Genomic DNA, 13251 nt, shown 5'->3' with positions numbered 1-13251 from the left:
GTACTCACTCCTTGGTTAGTGATAAGAAGACTTTGTATTGTTGTTCGATGAAAACCAACCATCATGGAATCGGAGACAATCGCTTCGTTTTCCACTTACTGAATAGAAATTTTGATAAGGGTTTTCACACTACAGCACAGGTGCATCCAAGGCTGTCTGAATATTCTGCAGGTCAAACCGCATTTGCTCCTGCACGTTCCACGGATGGTACCACTCACGCTCCAGCATGTAGGTCAAGATTCGCTCATGGATATCAATGGCTTCCTCCAATTGCTTCGTGAGTATCGCCTTGATTTCCGGTGTTCCGGCTTCCGTTACCGCCATTGCGTAGTTCCTCACTCCGCTTTTCGCATTAATCAAAAAGTCCATCGCAATGACCTGGTCGGTCAGGGTGTTCATACCGGTTAAATGCTCTAGAAGAGTGTTCATACCTTAACCTCCTGATCGGCAGCTTGCGTGAGAATCGCCCCTAGCTCCTGCAGCTGGCGGGTCGAGATCTCAACATCCTGCTGTAAAATATCCTTCAAAGCCGCATCCGAAATTAATCCTTGCATCGTCTTGGCCTTGGTCAAGCATATGGTTTTGAACGCGGCCATTTCGTGAACCTCGAGCGTTTCATGCAGGGCATACATCGTTAGAATTCCTCCTATATCGTAAAATTACGGCTTGAGCAATACTTTGATGCAATTGTCTTGTCTCGTGTCAAAAATGTCATAGCCTCGTTTGGCATCGCTTAACGGGATGACATGCGTCACAACGTCGCCTGGATCTATCTTGCCTTTATCGATCAGGTCATACATATAAGACATATAGTGAATGACAGGCGCTTGTCCTGTACGAATATTGACGTTCCGCTGGAAAATGTCACCCAACGGGAAAGCATTGTATCGCCCACCGTACACGCCTGTTACCTGAATCGTGCCGCCTTTGCGTACGGCCTGCGAGGCAATAACAAAACCGCCCATCGCCCCGCCTTGCAATTTTAGGCCGGCTGCCAGGGATTCAAGCGGAGACATCTTGCCGCTCATTCCCGAGCAGTCGATCACGATATCCGCACCTCCCTTGGTCATTTCCTTTAGGTGGTTGCCGATATTCTCCTCCGACTCTGCGTTGACGATCTCTACCTTGTTCGTCCGTTTGGCGTGCTGCAGACGGTAATCGAGGTAATCCACCGCTATTACACGCTTTGCCCCTTTGAACCAGGCAAACTTCTGCGTCAATAGACCAACCGGCCCACAGCCGATGACAATGACCGTGTCCCCTTCCTTAACACCGGCGTTATCGACGCTCCAGAACGCCGTTGTCATTGCATCCGCGATGAGACACAGCTTCTCGTCGGGATGCTCGCAGTTTTCCGGAATTTTGAAATGCGTAAAGTTCGCAAAGGGCACACGCAGATACTCGGCTTGTCCGCCCGGATAGCCGCCGGTTGTGCCGGAATATCCGAAATACCCTCCCATATCCCCATGCTCATTCGACTGGTCACACTGGCTTTCCAAGTGATTTTTGCAATAAAAGCATTCCCCACAGGCGATGTTGAACGGGATGATCACACGGTCGCCTTTTTTCAAATTGCTCACGCCGGGACCGACCTCTTCAACGATACCCATCGGCTCGTGTCCAATGACATAATCCTCTTCCAGATTCGGAATCATCCCATGGATCAGGTGCAAATCGGAACCGCATATGGCTGTGGTCGTCAGTCTGATAATCGCGTCATCCGCCTTCTGAATCTTCGGATCTGGGACTTCCTTCACGGCAACATTCTTGATGCCTTGGTACGTAACTGCCTTCATGCCTTATTTCCTCCTATGTGCTCGTCCGGCGTGCGATCGAACATGCCTTTGCGTGTTGTATCATCAGGGAACAGCTTCAGCTTGCTGATTTCCACCGTATTATTAGCTGACAGCTGATCCAATTGGTATTGCTTCTGGAGCTCATAGGGGTGAAACCATTTCTTGCGAACCATCAGGTCCGTAATTTCCTGATGAAGCGCAATGCCTTGATGAAGCTGAGTACGCAAAAGTGCCCTGACATCGGGTGAAACAGCCTCGGTCAATGCTGTGGCGGTGTTTCGCACCCCCTCTTTGGCGCGGATAAGAAAGTCCATGGCAAATGTCATATCAGCCATTTCGGGCATATTCAGCGAGTTAGCGGGATCAACATAATCCATCTTAATCGGATCTGCCTGATTCAATGTCATATTGTCACCTCAATTCAAAATGGGGGTTGGTCGGAATTCCGGGACAGGGGCATGAAAGGGAGCTCTGGTATACACAGCTTGCAGATCAGCAATGGCTTGCATGCTCTGCTTTACATCCTTCTGCATCAAATCTTTCAGCTCCTGGTCGAACACCAGGCCCTGCATTAATTTAGACTTGGCCAGACAGAGAGTTTTGAAATTGAGTGCCTCATGAATCTCAAGGGATTCATGGGCGGCTAACGTTTCCTGCTGGTTGATCATTTACCCACCTTCTTCTGAAATATTTGAACAGAGATATCTTTTCCTCCGGAAATTGAACCTATTCAACGCATAACACTTATTAACGATTCCTATTTATGATGATGCTTACTCCGACAAGATAAATTACAATCGATTATTTCGGAAGAACAATTGTATTATTTGAAAAATAAGTTTGGACCAGATTCGATTAAAATAAACTTACCGTGACCGTTAAAAAAACCCGTCAGCTCCTCCACTCTTGGGTAATACCAGCGTCGCTAACACCAGGGCAATCAAATGGATATTTATGGTTATTAGCTCATGTTGCATTTGGAATTACACTCCATTAGCATGCTATGGGCAGCCGCGCGACTTCCCTTCGACATTGTGCTTTCGTGCCCAGTTAGCTTAAAAAGAGATATGTACCCATCGACATTATAGTTGTGATGATTCATAATCCTTCACACGCCGATAAAATGTCCGATGTTTCATATCTAAGGTCTTCATAGCCGAAACAGCCATTATCCCCCGCCCTTCCATTCCTTATATACCTGAATAAAGTTGGAATCGATCTCCTGCCTGGTACTACCAAACTTTACTCCATTCGCCTTGGTAACTTCTATTCCTTCGGCTTGCCGCTGCCGATTCTTTTTACGCTCCTGCTCGGCTGCATACGCCAGCAAACTTAAAAATTGATCCTCATCACTTTCCCAAAGTCGCCCATCGTCCGAAACTTCCGTGAATCAAACAACGTTTGATATCCAAGCAGATAATAACTGCGTTCATTTCCCGTGTAATATACTTCCATTCGGCTATAATCCCGTCATAATCACTGCCCAGTCGATACCGGGGCCGATTAAAATCTTGCAATTGTTTGCCTGGATTGCTGTATGTGGACTTGGGCATAGGCTTTGAAGTTGAGCGCCTCATGGATTTCAGGGGACTCATGGGCGGCTAACGTTTGTACTCACCTTCTTTTAAAATATTTCAAAAAGAGATATCTTGTTCCTGGAAATTGAACTTATTCAATCTTAAACAGACCAGCGGAGGATAAACAAACCAGGCTTGTAGCATATTAAAAATGACAATTAATATGGACTAAGGTGGTGAATTTCCTTGTTTGATGCCAGCTCCATGCTAACCATGGACAATCTCAAGGCTCTTCTTGAAGGCATGAGCGATGCCCAATTTGACGAGCATGAGTTCAACAAAAACCGGAAGACGACCCTGGTTTATATTAAGACGTTAATCGATACTGAGCGATTAAACGAAGCCATCGTTGAACCCTTAAATATCGATCCACAAGAGACGCTAGAAGAAGGACCTGCTGTATCAAAAATGATTATTACCTCCATGCAGGAGGCAGAGGACAAGCTTGTTACCGGATATGTTCTTATCGTCAATATGCCTGAGAATCAGTGGCTGGCAGTGCAGTTGGAGAACCCGCTTAGCCGCGCCATAGAACAATCCGTCACGGAAACGATTATTTATGGAGCTAAGGATAGTTTTGACGAGCAATTGGAACACAATATCACACTGATCCGAAGGCGTCTGCCTCTTGCCGCACTCAAAACGGAGAAATTTATCGTCGGTTCGTTAACTAAAACGGAAGTTGTCCTTATGTATATCAAAGGGCTGACTAATCCCGAGTTTATCTCCATAGCCAGAGAAAAAATTAAAGCGATCGATTATGACATGTTTCTTGATTCATCACAGATCGCCGCTTTTATAGAAGACCATAAATATACTGTATTTCCTCAATTTCTGGAAACAGACCGCCCGGATCAGTGTGTTTATTCCCTGGGGCTCGGCAAGCTCGTTATTCTGGTAGGCAATACACCTTACGCATTAATTGCTCCGATTACCTTCTTCCACCTCTTTCAATCGCCGGAGGATTATTTTCTTCGCTGGAACGTTGCCAGTTTTTTTCGTGTTATCCGATATCTCAGTTTCTTCCTGTCGATATTCTTAATTCCTTTATATGTGGCGGTATCCACCCATCACTACGAAATGATTCCGCTGCAAATTCTATATGTATTGATGGAATCCCGCAGCAAATTGCCATTTACTCCTTTCTGGGAAGCGTTTATGATGCTAATCACCCTGGAAATCATTAAGGAAGCCAGTTTGAGAATGCCGACCAAATCGGGGCAAATCCTGGGAGTAATTGGCGGTATCGTTATTGGTCAAGCTGCAGTGGTAGCGGGTTTTGTCAGTAAAGTCCTCATCGTTCTGGTCGGTATTTCAGCTATCGCTTCTTACTTGGTGCCCAACTACCTGATGACCAAGTCCAGCACTTTGATTCAATTTCTATTTCTTGTGATGGCTTCTTCCATGGGAATATACGGCTTGATACTTGGCTTTGCCTGCCTGCTGGCTCATTTGAATGGACTTTCCTCCTTGAAAGAGCCTTTTTTTGCTCCTGTTTCCCCTTTTTACGGAAAAGAGTGGGCGGATCTGTTTGTTCGGGCGCCGCTGAGCTGGATGAAGGACCGGCCAGCATCGCTGCACCCTTTACAGAAATGGCGAACAAGCCGGAAGAGGTGACTTTCATGAATCCTGTCGCATTATTCGAGAAAAAGCATACTTACGGCGGCGTCTATGCCTTTTTGCTGATCAACCGCATTCAAATTCTATATTATCCTTTAATCATGCCTACCTATTTGGTCCACCCTTATATGATATGGGGGATAATTGGGGTTGGCCTTATTTCACAGTTTAATTTAATCCTCTTATCAAAATGGTTTTCTTCAGGGCATTCCGGTTCCGGTTATGAAGGGCTGGTCAATTTTTTTGGAATGGGCAGGCTTCGGCTGTTTGCTGTAATTGGCCTGTTCCTGCTTGTTATTAAGCTATCGGTCATCACCCTCGGTTACGTTGAAATTTTGGATAAATTTATTTTTCCCTCCATGAATGCCGTTTGGTTGACTTTATCCCTGCTTTTGGTTGGCTTCTACATTGCCTCATATGGTATAGATAAAACAATCCGGTTTATTGTTGTCGTTTTCTTATGCTCAGTCTGGGTCATTATGGTTTACATCCCTTTCCTTTTGCCACCTTTTGCACATCTTTATGATATATATCCCTTGTTTCCCATTGACGGTATAGATTCTCCATGGAAAACCCTATTGTTTATATGGGCTGCCTTTTCCGGTCCGGAGTATCTGGTTTGCCTTTCCCCATGGCTAAAGCCGAAATCCAAGATGATCAAATCGTTCAGCTTGGCGAATACCCTCACCATTATTGAATATTTAATCCTGTTTATCAGTTCATTATTTTATTTCGGCTCGGCCCATCTTGATAAAGTCAGTTATCCCATCCTGAACATGATTCGTTATCTTCAATATCCCGTGCTTGAACGAATAGATATGCTATTTATTACCCTTCACATGTTCAACTTTTTGTTTTTTATCTCGCTGTTCTTGCTATTGATTTATGGAGCAGGAAGGATTTCTTTGGGAATCAATCTCAAGCCAACCAGCCGTATTGGGTTCATCTTGTGCTCCTTGGCTTTATATGCATGGATGATTGTGGCATACAAATGGATTTGGCGTACGGAATCTTCATTGAATATCATGGTAGTCGTCGAAATTTGTTCCAGCGCCTTCAGCTATTTGATTGTTCCCTCCTTACTCTTCATTGCCATAAAACTAAAAAAAGGACGCTTACCTTCATGAGAATCACCAAACGGACATACCTATGGATCTTGCTTGGCGGCTGCATATGGATTAGCGGCTGCTCCCCCTTTGTCGATAAGAATACGGTTGAAGAAATCTCTCCGACTATTTTATGGTCCATTGACGAGGGAAACGGGAAAAAGCTCAAAATCAGCACAGTGGTGCCGCCTTTACTTAATGAGAAGAAAAAACTGTTATCCATCCAGGTGGATATGTTGAAGCAAGGCGAAAAGAATTTCAATTTGAACTTTTACCGGGAATTAAAGCTTGGACAGCTCCGGATGCTGTTTCTGAACGAGAATTATGTAAGGCATAACGGAACCAAGGCGCTCCAAACCTTTCTCATCGATCCCGATATTTCCCCGCGAATCTTCCCTGTCATAGTACGGGGAAGATTTGATGAATATTTGAATGATCAATTGGCCGAACAGGATAATTTGGAATATTTTCTTTATCGCATGTTCAAGCACTATGAGACACATCATCAAGGAGAGATGACCATTGTCAATCTGCATAATTATCTGAAACGTCGCTATTCCCCCTCGCCGTATCCGGTTCTCCCGGTCTTCAAGGCGAATCCTTCAAATTTCACCTACGATGGGACGGCATTGTTACATGGCGATACGCTCATGGGAACAATCCAAAATGAAGAGGATGAAATCTTCCAGCTTATCGATAACGATCATTACCTCAAGCAGTTTCCTATGCCTAAGCTCTTCTTGAGTCTTGGAAATATCCGGGCTGAAACCAGTATGAAAATTAGCCGCGATTACTCGGCTCTCTCCCTGCAAGTCAAGCTTGAAGCCAAGCTTGAAGAGTATCAAAAGGAGAACAATCTGTCCGAACACGATGGATTAAGTGATCTGGAGGTTGAGATTGAATCCTATTTAAATAAAAATACCTTGAACCTTCTAAACAAAATGCAGCGGTGGAAAGTAGATCCCTTACAGGTAGGTACACATACGATTACCCCATTCAAAAAAGCGATGACCAGTGGACGATGGGAAGACTACTGGGAGCATATGAAGATTAATGTGGATTATCAAGTTGTCATCCGCCCTTTGACCAGTGTAAGCAAATAAGACTTTTCCAGAGTCTGTCGGTCGACATTTCGCCGCAGGTCCGTTGGCGACGGTGCCAGTTATGGCGCTGGCTCGATCCGACTTAATAAGGACCGCCTCATTCGCTAATTCTGCGAGCAGCGGCAGTCGCTTTAGCAGCGTTTTCTCAAACGCAAGGACAAAACAACGCTCTAATGGGAATCCAACAATTTCAAAATTTGTATCAGGCCGAAGCAAAATTCAGCTCAGCAGCTACAACAAATTGAGCAGTTAGCCCGTCAGTTGCAACAACAGCAACAAAGCGGACAAACTACACAACAGAGTTATCAATAATAAAGCTTTGTAAAGGTAGATTCAAATCTTGACGTTTTACGGTATCGTAGTCCGCTTTTTTAAGAATGCTAATGCTTGCTTCCGTTTGGCTCCAAAGTAAAGCCAGGAACAAGTCGCTCCTGGCTTCTTTCATTAACGAATATTTGCCAACAACGTTGATCACTGACGGGAGAAATAATTGGGACAATCTGAAAACTGCAGATGTTTGATAAAAAATGGCTGGAACTGCAGATCCAGTCCCACGGCATAGATGAATTGAAAAACGTGTTATATGCTGAATGGAAAGAAAACGCTGTCCCAAAGATTTGCTTGGTCCTATTCTCCCTTTCATCAAAGGATACCGGCAGGAGCTTGGTCGCCTCATCCCACATTCATAAATATACATTTGAATATCTTCACTTTGAACCACCACAAGTTGACCCTCCCATAGATTGCTTTCTTTCTATGTCAAACACTAAGTAAGGCATTTTATTACGCTCATAACAAAAGAGAGGAATCGCCTGATGCTTTTGGTTGGGTTCTCCTTTTGGCTTACCGCATTGAGATTCAATATTATCATTCCAAATAAGCATGAGTGATTCTTAAACCTTCTTAGTATTGAGCCTATAATCCCCATGAGAGAGGTTTAGGCAGGTTTTATAATAAAGGGAAAAATAGACGTGCTGCTTGCTCGATAAAGCGTTGTTGATAGGAGCGCTGTTTCAATTCTTCTATAAGCAAAGGAACGGAATCAATGAGATCGCGCTCGAATTGCTCTGTGAGTTCCTGCGCTACGCGAGCATTGTACAAGAATTCAATCACCTCGTAATTCAGACGAAAACTTGACATATCGTAATTCGCTGAGCCTACTCCAGCCATGTCCTCATCGATGATCACCACTTTCGCATGGACCATACCCCTCTCATACATATAAATATGAACCCCTGCTTCCAGCAGTTCTCCATAGTAGGTACGGCTCGCAGGTCCAACGATTTTGGGGGTAACGTGGCGCGGAACCAGCAATCTTACACGCACACCCCGTGCCACGGCTGTCTTTAAAGCCATAATGATATCTGCTTCAGGCACAAAGTATGGCGTGGTTATGTCAATGGTCCGAGCCGCTTGCGTCAGACAAATGAAGTAAGCCTGCCGGATGACTTGCGTTGGCAGTCCAGGATTGCTTTCCAACGTCTGTATGTAAGCGTGGTGCAGCACCTCAGTACCCGGAGTGGGATCAACATCCGTACCCAGTTCAGCACTTGATTCTTCTGACAAAAAAGAAAATCTGGCTGAAGGAGTGATGGGTTGTAACCTATGCCTTTTATCTCGACTGGGCTTCTGCGGTGATTTTTTTTTCATTCTTTCCTGCGAAGCGATTTTCCAATGGACATCGAATAGAGTCTGCAAATCGTTAGCAGCCTTCCCTTTTATTCGTATATGGGTATCACGCCAAAACCCTACGTCAGGCTTTAATCCGGTATACTCATACCCGACATTAATACCGCCTGTAAAGCCCTCTTTTCCATCAATCACGACAATCTTACAATGATCCCGATGAGTCAAAGTGGGTAACCAGGGAAAACGTATTGGAAATATCGTCCGGCATTCAATTCCGGCGTCCATCATCCGATTAATCTGACTTTGCGGAAATTGCCTGCTCCCCCAGCCGTCCCTAACAAACCGTATCTGCACACCGGATTTAGCCCGCTCGATCAGTACGTCCGTTATCGGTTTGCCTACCTGGTCATCCCGATATATAAAATATTCCAAATCAATGGTTCTTTGCGCTTTCTGTATGGATTCGATAAGTTTCTCATACGTTTCAATACCGTTCGTAAGGATTTGGACATGGCCTTCATTGAGCCCATGCACGGTCAACTGCCTTACAGATTGCGCGATGATTGAGGATGTACGGCTGAACGAATCAGGTAAGGGATCTGAATCATTATGTGAAGAAGTGAGTCTTTCCCGACGAATGCGCACTGGATTTGCAATGATAAGATACACAACGAAACCGATAACAGGCAGAATGAGACCTATTGCCAGCCAATTCAGAGCTTTTGCCGGCTTGCGGACCTCACGGATGGCTAAAACTAACATACAGACAGCATTCAATATGTAGAGCCCTAAAATCCACATCAAAATGAAACCTCCCCATCGTTATATCGTTATCTAAAAATAAGTTGTTCAAATTGTGACGAATATATCCAGTTGGCAGTAGAAATTTTACCTATAGGCTCAACAAAACTAAAAAGAACAGGACGCCTATGCATCCTGCTCGATGGATATTATGACCTTACCCCCGAATAGATGGACAAAGAGAAAACCTCTAAAGTAAATGATGGAGGGATTTACAATGGGACAGGGGAAGAAATACGACAAAGCGTTAAGGAGCAGGTAGTCCTTAACTAGAACTTATTAGTGTGAGCCGTTAGCGTATTGTTTGAAGAAACCACTTATCCGTTAACTTTCGACTGTTTTGTCATGGCATCGTCGTTTGAATATCCGGGCAAGAACGACATATAACGAAGACGATGCTAACTTTTCCCGCTGCTGTTCCTGATAACATTCAGTTCTCCGCTTTTTTTACGAATGATAGCAATAATTAGCAATAAAACCGGATACCCGATTGTAATAATCAGTCCTATTTTTCCAACAAGTCCTATGATCTCATACATTTGGAGCACGCTTTGCGGCAGCATGGCGATCAGAAAAATAAAAGGCAGTATGAAATAGGAGAACATTTTATGGTCACGCAGATGAAACATATGGGTTAAGGATCTAATGATAAAATAAAAACTGGAGAACAGCGCCGTGAACACATTGGTAACCCATACCGCCAAAAGCGCTGCATCCAGCCGTTCCAATATATTGGCCGGAAATGAGGTTGTTTTTGCCAATTCCAAGGAGGGCCACATCAATAATTTGACTTCCTCAGGTCCGAATACGGCTACAGAAGCGATGGTGATGAATAGATACAGGCTGACCGGAAGAGCCCAGCCCCAAATCATAGATGCATAGGCTCTCTTAGGGGAACGCATGAACGGAATGATCAGCGTCATGATGAATGAGCCTTGAAACAAGGCGGCAATCATTAATATCCCATTAAACAGTTGGTGATGCTCGTTCCCCCATATCGGCATCAAGTTCAGGATGTGGGAATTTTTTAGAGACATCGTTAACAAAATAAGGGCTGGCCCCATAATAATAGGCATGTAAAAAAGATGAGTACTGACAAACGTCAGGATGTCCGTTCTTGCAAAGATTGCAGCAAGCAGCAGCATCAAAAGGACAGTCACTTCCAAGGGAGTCCGTTTCAGTATGGATGTTACGACTACTTCTCCGAATTCCCGGGAAATGAGCGCCGTCCATACGGTGAAGAACGAAACGATGCTCACGCTTGCCACAAATGCGATACCCCTTCCCAGAATGTCCTCACTGTACTGTACGATCGATTTTTCAGGAAAACGTACGCCGAGCACTGTAACGAGAAGCAGCCCGAACAATCCGATAAGCGCCCCGAGCAATGTGATAAGCGGAGCTCCCGTACCAGCCGCACGAACGGCAAGGCGAGGAAGAGCTAGTACACCGACTCCAACAGTCGTACTAATCAGAACGGCTGCCACCTGGATCGTTGTTACTTGACGCATCTCCAAGTTAATCTTCTCCTTCCTTAAAAAGCGATGATACAGGTAGCCTTCCATTTTTTTCATTTAAATATGTATCGTACCCCTGCTAATTTACAGTATTCCCTCTGAGACTTTAAAGAAATATGGGTTGCGGATTTTCATAAATAGGCTCTATAAAACGAGAGTAGATTGTAGCGTCAGAACATACGCGCTTAAAATGAATAGCAGCTAATAAAAAGCTGCAGCACCAGAGGGGTAAGGTTCACCCTATGACAGTCTAGGTGATGCTGTTTCGAGGGGGAATGAAAAAAATAAAGGACCTTAATGGTCCTCCCTTGTTGAGCTATGACCAGTTAACTTTACGTTCATAATACATATTTTTATCCCAATATGATTAAGGTTATAAGTCCTTGTCTTGCCATTTTTCCATGGACTGCAGGCGCTCTTCTATCGATCTTAAAATGTTTTGGATTTCCAGGTTTTCTTGTTCCGCCTTGTAATTAATGGCAATGTCCAACATTTGTTCCTGTTTGTCTTTGCCAGCCTGCCGGTTCTGGCTTGACTGAATAAGTGCAGCTTGGAAAGCGGTAAAGATAGATAGTGCGAAGCTGACGATGAACAGCGACGTACGGCTGCTGTCCCATAGGAGCCAAGCGGTGAGGATAACGCCAAGCAGGATGATGAAACGCCAACTGCCTCCGAATTTAGCGACCCGGTCCGCAAAGCGATCCATGCAAGTCGCCTTCTTCTCCTGTTGCTCATACAGGTGAGATTTAATCTTTCCTTGATATTCAGTCACCATAAGGGCGACACGATTCACATCGTCTTTACTTAACTTCTGCTTTGGGTATTGCTCAAGCTCTCTCAGCAGAATCTCTTCCGACTCAAGCCGTTTTTGCGGATCACTGGACGTCTGCACTTCGTTTCTCTTCATCCGGTTCCTCCTTTGCACAAGGTCCCTTCCTATATACCCGTCACAGGCAACGAGCACGCAAGAAAAGGACTGGTTATTTTATCCTCTCTTTTATTCTGCCTTATAGCCGGTGAAGAAACTTCACTAGACATACGATGAAAAGAAAAAAGGATGAGCTTGAACTTTCTATTCAAGGCTATGTAAGCCCCTGATCTCGCTTATTTTATTGAAATCCCGTATTTTTCCATATTTTTGCATGTATTCTCCACACCGTCACTGGAGGTTCTCACTCCCCATATCTCAACGAGCGAAGGGCTGCCGCGACGGCAGGTTTAATTCCTTTTATGCGTGGTAATAACTAAATAAGAAATACAAATCTAGAGGGGGTTGCTACATGCTTTGGAGCATCTTTGTTCTTCTAATCATCCTATGGGTGTTGGGCTTTTCTTTTCATATCGCAGGTGGATTAATCCACATTCTCCTTGTATTAGCTTTGATTTCACTGATCTATAATTTAGTTGCCGGTAGGAGAAGCCGTTAACCCAGTAGTCGTCCATTTTCCATCGTTTTAACTGCCTTATTGATTCGACGAACCGAATCTCTGCAGTTCATGTTTTTGTCTTCAATCGGAAAAGGCTATAAGTTCTTATCCGAGTTGATAAGAACTTATAGCCTTAAAATGAAAAATCCGCCCAATGTGCGGACCCAAATCGATGTTGTCTTCCGACATTATCTCTAAACGCTTGGATGTTAATGATACTTATTACGAATCCTTTCTTTAAGCAGAGGGGTCTTTTTTTTGTACATATGTGTTAAATCTCTTATTTTGTGAAGATCTACAGAAAGCAGAAAAAGACCCACATCTCGTTGACTCGTTGATGTAGGTCCTTTTTTTATTTTAAAGGGGGTCGAGTTCTATTATAGGCTCGATTCATTAACGCCAGATGAAAACCAAATTTCATTCTAATTACAAATGCCGCGACAGTTCCTTCGTCAAATGTCTTTATCAAACTCCCTCGGTACGATTAAGTTTTCTCACGAATGCTCGCTTATTCGCAGGATTTCACCCTTGTTAGACATGTATGAAGGTCGTTCGGGTGACCAATTCATAGACCTGGACAACATGAAGGCGTGAGGAAATAGAGGGGGAGATTGAAACCCCATATTCTTCCATATCCTGCACGTATTCTCCACGCCGCCCCTGGAGGTTCTCACT

Annotated in this window: 13 protein-coding genes; 4 read left to right on the top strand and 9 right to left on the bottom strand. The window is 44.3% G+C overall.

From position 1 onward, the window contains the following. Positions 1-129: 129 nt before the first annotated feature. From AC0YNV_RS39165 to AC0YNV_RS39145, 5 genes are read right to left on the bottom strand one after another with little or no spacing between them, the layout of a single operon-like run. The gene (locus AC0YNV_RS39165; RefSeq protein WP_475772868.1) at positions 130-429 is read right to left on the bottom strand and encodes a spore coat protein; all 300 of its coding nucleotides are present in this window, start codon (positions 427-429) and stop codon (positions 130-132) included. Further along, complete coding sequence (locus AC0YNV_RS39160) at positions 426-632, bottom strand: hypothetical protein (RefSeq protein ID WP_475772867.1); 207 nt, start codon at positions 630-632, stop codon at positions 426-428. The genes AC0YNV_RS39165 and AC0YNV_RS39160 overlap by 4 nt, the downstream gene beginning before the upstream one ends. Positions 633-659: 27 nt before the next feature. After that, complete coding sequence (locus AC0YNV_RS39155; RefSeq protein ID WP_475772866.1) at positions 660-1796, bottom strand: zinc-dependent alcohol dehydrogenase; 1137 nt, start codon at positions 1794-1796, stop codon at positions 660-662. Beyond that, a complete protein-coding gene (locus AC0YNV_RS39150) occupies positions 1793-2173 on the bottom strand; it encodes a spore coat protein (protein ID WP_475772884.1) in 381 nt (126 codons plus the stop codon). Before AC0YNV_RS39150 ends, AC0YNV_RS39155 begins: the two co-directional genes overlap by 4 nt. 39 nt (positions 2174-2212) lie before the next feature. Further along, a complete protein-coding gene (locus AC0YNV_RS39145) occupies positions 2213-2464 on the bottom strand; it encodes a spore gernimation protein GerQ (RefSeq protein ID WP_475772865.1) in 252 nt (83 codons plus the stop codon). 1113 nt (positions 2465-3577) lie between these two features. On the opposite strand from AC0YNV_RS39145, the gene AC0YNV_RS39140 reads away from it, so the two are divergent. From AC0YNV_RS39140 to AC0YNV_RS39130, 3 genes are read left to right on the top strand one after another with little or no spacing between them, the layout of a single operon-like run. Continuing rightward, positions 3578-4990 carry a spore germination protein gene (locus AC0YNV_RS39140; protein ID WP_475772883.1) on the top strand — a complete coding sequence of 471 codons (1413 nt, stop codon included), beginning with the start codon at positions 3578-3580 and terminating at the stop codon, positions 4988-4990. Continuing rightward, positions 4891-6120 carry a GerAB/ArcD/ProY family transporter gene (locus AC0YNV_RS39135; RefSeq protein ID WP_475772864.1) on the top strand — a complete coding sequence of 410 codons (1230 nt, stop codon included), beginning with the start codon at positions 4891-4893 and terminating at the stop codon, positions 6118-6120. The genes AC0YNV_RS39140 and AC0YNV_RS39135 overlap by 100 nt, the downstream gene beginning before the upstream one ends. After that, on the top strand, positions 6117-7202 hold the full coding sequence (locus AC0YNV_RS39130; RefSeq protein ID WP_475772863.1) for a Ger(x)C family spore germination protein: 1086 nt from the start codon (positions 6117-6119) through the stop codon (positions 7200-7202). The genes AC0YNV_RS39135 and AC0YNV_RS39130 overlap by 4 nt, the downstream gene beginning before the upstream one ends. Positions 7203-7491: 289 nt before the next feature. Here the strand turns inward: AC0YNV_RS39130 and AC0YNV_RS39125 are convergent, their stop codons facing one another. The 4 genes from AC0YNV_RS39125 to AC0YNV_RS39110 form a co-directional block, all read right to left on the bottom strand. Next, a complete protein-coding gene (locus tag AC0YNV_RS39125) occupies positions 7492-7926 on the bottom strand; it encodes a hypothetical protein (protein ID WP_475772862.1) in 435 nt (144 codons plus the stop codon). A gap of 224 nt (positions 7927-8150) precedes the next feature. Then, positions 8151-9635, bottom strand: a complete 1485-nt coding sequence (locus tag AC0YNV_RS39120) for a phospholipase D-like domain-containing protein (RefSeq protein WP_475772861.1) — start codon at positions 9633-9635, stop codon at positions 8151-8153. Between the two features lie 395 nt (positions 9636-10030). Next, entirely contained in the window at positions 10031-11143 is a 1113-nt protein-coding gene (locus AC0YNV_RS39115) for a GerAB/ArcD/ProY family transporter (RefSeq protein ID WP_475772882.1), read from the bottom strand. A 379-nt stretch (positions 11144-11522) separates the two neighbouring features. Next, complete coding sequence (locus AC0YNV_RS39110) at positions 11523-12056, bottom strand: DUF1003 domain-containing protein (protein WP_475772860.1); 534 nt, start codon at positions 12054-12056, stop codon at positions 11523-11525. Positions 12057-12429: 373 nt separating this feature from the next. Between AC0YNV_RS39110 and AC0YNV_RS39105 the strand changes: the two genes are divergently transcribed. After that, entirely contained in the window at positions 12430-12576 is a 147-nt protein-coding gene (locus tag AC0YNV_RS39105; protein ID WP_475772859.1) for a lmo0937 family membrane protein, read from the top strand. The last annotated feature ends 675 nt before the right edge of the window (positions 12577-13251 follow it).

It is taken from the genome of Paenibacillus sp. JT31N11, from assembly GCF_056269285.1.
This window is presented reverse-complemented; position numbering and strand designations above follow the sequence as displayed.

Excerpts from the sequence above, each read along its gene's own strand:
- AC0YNV_RS39165 (WP_475772868.1), bottom strand. The coding sequence starts at position 429 with ATGAACACTCTTCTAGAGCATTTAACCGGTATGAACACCCTGACCGAC.
- AC0YNV_RS39160 (WP_475772867.1), bottom strand. The coding sequence starts at position 632 with ATGTATGCCCTGCATGAAACGCTCGAGGTTCACGAAATGGCCGCGTTC.
- AC0YNV_RS39155 (WP_475772866.1), bottom strand. The coding sequence starts at position 1,796 with ATGAAGGCAGTTACGTACCAAGGCATCAAGAATGTTGCCGTGAAGGAA.
- AC0YNV_RS39150 (WP_475772884.1), bottom strand. The coding sequence starts at position 2,173 with ATGGATTATGTTGATCCCGCTAACTCGCTGAATATGCCCGAAATGGCT.
- AC0YNV_RS39145 (WP_475772865.1), bottom strand. The coding sequence starts at position 2,464 with ATGATCAACCAGCAGGAAACGTTAGCCGCCCATGAATCCCTTGAGATT.
- AC0YNV_RS39140 (WP_475772883.1), top strand. The coding sequence starts at position 3,578 with ATGCTAACCATGGACAATCTCAAGGCTCTTCTTGAAGGCATGAGCGAT.
- AC0YNV_RS39130 (WP_475772863.1), top strand. The coding sequence starts at position 6,117 with ATGAGAATCACCAAACGGACATACCTATGGATCTTGCTTGGCGGCTGC.
- AC0YNV_RS39115 (WP_475772882.1), bottom strand. The coding sequence starts at position 11,143 with ATGCGTCAAGTAACAACGATCCAGGTGGCAGCCGTTCTGATTAGTACG.
- AC0YNV_RS39110 (WP_475772860.1), bottom strand. The coding sequence starts at position 12,056 with ATGAAGAGAAACGAAGTGCAGACGTCCAGTGATCCGCAAAAACGGCTT.
- AC0YNV_RS39105 (WP_475772859.1), top strand. The coding sequence starts at position 12,430 with ATGCTTTGGAGCATCTTTGTTCTTCTAATCATCCTATGGGTGTTGGGC.